Here is a 3,624-nt window from a genome sequence, read left to right as displayed (position 1 = left end):
GTGCGTCGTCGACCTTGTTGGCGGCCAGCACGACCGGCTTGTCGGCGCGCCGCAGGACGCCCACCACGGCCTCGTCGGTGTCGGTGGCGCCGACCGTCGCGTCGACCACGAACAGCACGACGTCCGCGGCGTCGACCGCCAGGCGCGCCTGGTCGGCGACGGAGGCCGCGAGGCCCTCGGCGTTCGGCTCCCAGCCGCCGGTGTCGAGCACCGTGAAGCGGCGCCCGCCCCACGCGGCGTCGTACGCCACCCGGTCGCGGGTCACGCCGGGCACATCCTCCACGACCGCCTCACGGCGGCCCAGGATGCGGTTGACCAGTGTGGACTTGCCGACGTTCGGTCGGCCGACGACGGCCACGACCGGCGGCGGCGCGACGTCGTGCTCCACGCTGTCGCCGATGTCCAGGACATCGGCGTGCTCCATCTCACTCACGAATCCTCCTGCGTCGGAGGAGAGGCCAGGAACGCGTGCTCATCGGTTCGCTCGCTCACGGACGCTCCTCGCCGTACACGGTCTCCCGCACCGCGTCGTCGGCGCCGTTCGCGATCCGTACGATCTCGGTGATGACCTCGGGAAGGGTCAAGCTGGTGGTGTCGACCTCCACGGCGTCGGCCGCGCGCGCCAGCGGGTCGGCCTTGCGGGTGGAGTCATGGTGGTCGCGGCGAGCCAGGTCGGCCTGGGTCGCGGCGACGGAGGCACCGGTCAGCTCCTTACTGCGGCGCTGCGCGCGCGCCTCGGCGCTCGCGGTGAGGTAGATCTTGACCGCCGCGTCCGGTGCGACGACCGTGCCGATGTCACGGCCCTCCACCACGATACCGCCGGTGCCGATGATCTCCTGTTGCAGCGCGACGAGGCGCCGGCGCACCTCCGGGACCGCGGCCACCGCGCTGACGGCGCCGGTGACCTCCTTGGTGCGGATGGGCCGTGCGACGTCCGTGCCGTCGACGGAGATCGACGGGGCGTCGGGGTCGGTGCCGACACTCAGGACGGGCTCGCCCGCGCGGGCGGCCATCGCGGCCGGGTCGTCGGTCGGGACGCCCTGACGTAGCATCCACCACGTCACGGCGCGGTACATCGCGCCCGTGTCGAGGTAACGCAGCCCCAGGGCACGTGCCACGCCCTTGGACACGCTGGACTTGCCCGAACCCGAGGGGCCGTCCATGGCGATGACGAGCATCTCGTGTGCTTCCTCTCCCGTACCGACCGGCCAACGTCTGAGGCTACCGGTACGGCGGGCCGGCTTGATCCGTACATCGGCAAGCCCGTGCGCCGTCGCATACGTCTTGTATGTAACATAGATACAAGATGAGCACCGCGACCTCCCGGGCCTACGACCACGTGAAGCAGGCCATCCTCGACCGCGTCTACCCGGGTGGCGCACTGCTGAGCGAGGGTGAGATCGCCACGGCGGTCGGGGTGTCCCGCACCCCGGTGCGCGAGGCGCTCCTCCGCCTGGAGACCGAGGGCCTCGTACGCCTCTACCCCAAGCGCGGCGCGCTGGTCCTGCCGGTCTCCCCCCAGGAGATCTCCGACGTGCTGGAGACCCGCGAGCTGGTGGAGACCTTCACCGCCGGCCGGGCCACCATCGGGCCCGAGCTCGTCGGCGAGCTCACCCGGCTCCTGGAGGACATGCGACGGCACGCCGACGCCGGGGACGGCCGGGAGTTCGCCTACGCCGACCGGTGCTTCCACCGCTCGCTCGTCGCCGCCGCCGGCAACGAGATCCTCACCCAGCTGTACGACTCGCTGCGCGACCGCCAGCTGCGCATGGCCCGCCTCACCGCCGACGACCCCGTACGCGCCGCCGACGCGATCCGGGACCACACCGAGATCCTGGAGGCCGTCCGCTCGGGTGACCGCCGCCGGATCCGCGCCGCGATCCACCGGCACCTGCAGACCGCCGGATCCGCCCTGCGCGGCCGCTCCTGACCGATCCCCGCCGTCCCCACCGCATCCCGCCGAGTACACCCCTGCCCCCCGAAAGGTAAAACGTGAACGTCGCGGTTTCGTCGCCGCCCCGTCCGCAGGCCCCCTCCCACCCCCTCGGCGGCCGCCGTGCGTGGAGCGTGTGGGCCGTCGGTGCCCTCGTCTACCTGGTGGCCTTCTTCCACCGTACGAGCCTCGGCGTCGCGGCCCTCGCCGCCCAGCAGCGCTTCGGCGTCGGCGCGACCGCGCTGTCCACCTTCGCGATCCTGCAACTCGGCGTGTACCTGGTCATGCAGGTCCCGAGCGGCATCATGGCCGACCGGTTCGGCCCGCGCCGGATGCTCGGCGCCGCGCTGCTGTGCATGGCCCTCGGCGAGACGCTGTTCGCCTTCGCGGCCTCGCTGCCGCTCGCCGTCCTCGGCCGTGGCATGGTCGGCCTCGGTGACGCCTTCACCTTCATCAGCGTGGTGCGCCTGGCCGCCTCCTGGTTCCCCCGGCGGCGGTTCGCGGTGCTCACCGCGCTGACCGCGATGACCGGGACGCTCGGCCAGGTCGGCGGCACCGTTCCGCTGTCGGCCTCACTGAGCGCGTACGGCTGGACGCCGACCTTCCTCGGCACGGCCGTGCTCAGCGTCGCTCTCGCGTTCGTCGTGTGGCGGTGGGTCGCCGACCATCCGGCACCGGCGGTGGAGCGTTCCAGCACACCGGGTTCCGTACTGGCCGACCTGCGCGAGGTGGTCGGGCAACGCGGCACGCGCACCGCCGTGTGGGCGCACTTCACGCTCATGTCGGCGTTCATGGTGCTGGCGACGCTGTGGGGCTACCCGTACCTGGTCAAGGGGCTCGGCATGGGCGCGGGCCCGGCCCGGCTGACGCTCACGCTGACCGCCGCGGCGCCGCTGGTGGTCGCGCCCGCCCTCGGCTGGGTGGCGGGCCACCGGCCCCACCTGCGCGGGCGGCTGATCGTCTCCGTCGCCGCCGCCCTCGCCGCCGTCTGGGTCGCCGCGGTCACCTGGCCCGGCGGGCACCTGCCCGTGGCGTTCGCGGTGGTCCTCGTCCTTCTCAGCGCCGTCGGCAGCGCGGCGTCGATGCTCGCCTTCGACCTGGCGCGCGACGCGAACCCGCCGAGCCGTGGGGGTATCGCCTCCGGTGTGGTCAACATCGGCGGGTTCTCCGCGGCGATGAGCGGCTCGCTGAGCGCCGGAGCGCTGCTGGACACCGCCGGCGGCACCTACGACGCCCCGTCGTTCCAGCTCGCCTTCGTGCCGATCACCTGCATGATCGTGATCGGGACCGTACGGCTGACGCTGCTGCTGCGTCCGTGGCGGTCCCGGCCTGCGCCCGGCGGAGGCGCCGGGTGGTCCCTCAGCCCGGAACCGACCAGCCACGCGCCCGCAGTTCGTCCGCGAGGCGCTCTGCCGCCGCGGGCGTCACGCTCAACTCGACCACACCGACGGGGCGTCCGGGCGAATGCTCGATCGTCACGTCCTCGATGTTGACGCCCGCGACCCCGGCCGCCTGGAACAGCAGCGCCAGCTCTCCGGGCCGGTCGGGGATCACGACGGACACCACCGCGTAGGTGCCGGCCCGGTCGCCGTGCTTTCCCGGCAGGCGGCGGCGGCCGGTGCCACCGCGCCTCAGCAGCCCGGTCACGTCGGTCTCGTCGCCCGCGCGCAGCGCCGCGGCGGTCGCGGCCA

The 3,624-nt window shown here is 73.4% G+C and carries 3 protein-coding genes and 2 pseudogenes; 2 read left to right on the top strand and 3 right to left on the bottom strand.

From position 1 onward, the window contains the following. On the bottom strand, positions 1 to 424 hold a 424-nt coding region (locus ACFFNX_RS45025), incomplete at its 3' end, for a GTPase (protein ID WP_378212417.1). 64 nt (positions 425 to 488) lie between these two features. Further along, a complete protein-coding gene (gene cmk / locus ACFFNX_RS45020) occupies positions 489 to 1,178 on the bottom strand; it encodes a (d)CMP kinase (RefSeq protein WP_378212416.1) in 690 nt (229 codons plus the stop codon). Between the two features lie 128 nt (positions 1,179 to 1,306). Here cmk and ACFFNX_RS45015 point away from each other — a divergent pair, with 128 nt between their 5' ends. Further along, positions 1,307 to 1,930 (top strand): GntR family transcriptional regulator, encoded by a 624-nt coding sequence (locus tag ACFFNX_RS45015; RefSeq protein ID WP_378212415.1) that lies wholly within the window; start codon positions 1,307 to 1,309, stop codon positions 1,928 to 1,930. Positions 1,931 to 1,992: 62 nt separating this feature from the next. Next, positions 1,993 to 3,105 (top strand): annotated as a pseudogene (locus tag ACFFNX_RS45010) (MFS transporter); the annotation flags it as partial. A gap of 187 nt (positions 3,106 to 3,292) precedes the next feature. Here the strand turns inward: ACFFNX_RS45010 and ACFFNX_RS45005 are convergent. Next, a pseudogene (locus ACFFNX_RS45005) lies at positions 3,293 to 3,624 on the bottom strand (prephenate dehydrogenase); the annotation flags it as partial.

The organism is Actinoallomurus acaciae (assembly GCF_042429965.1).
Classification (GTDB): Bacteria; Actinomycetota; Actinomycetes; order Streptosporangiales; family Streptosporangiaceae; genus Actinoallomurus; species Actinoallomurus acaciae.
Note: the sequence above shows the minus strand (reverse complement) of the source record. Positions and strands in the feature narration are given on the sequence as shown.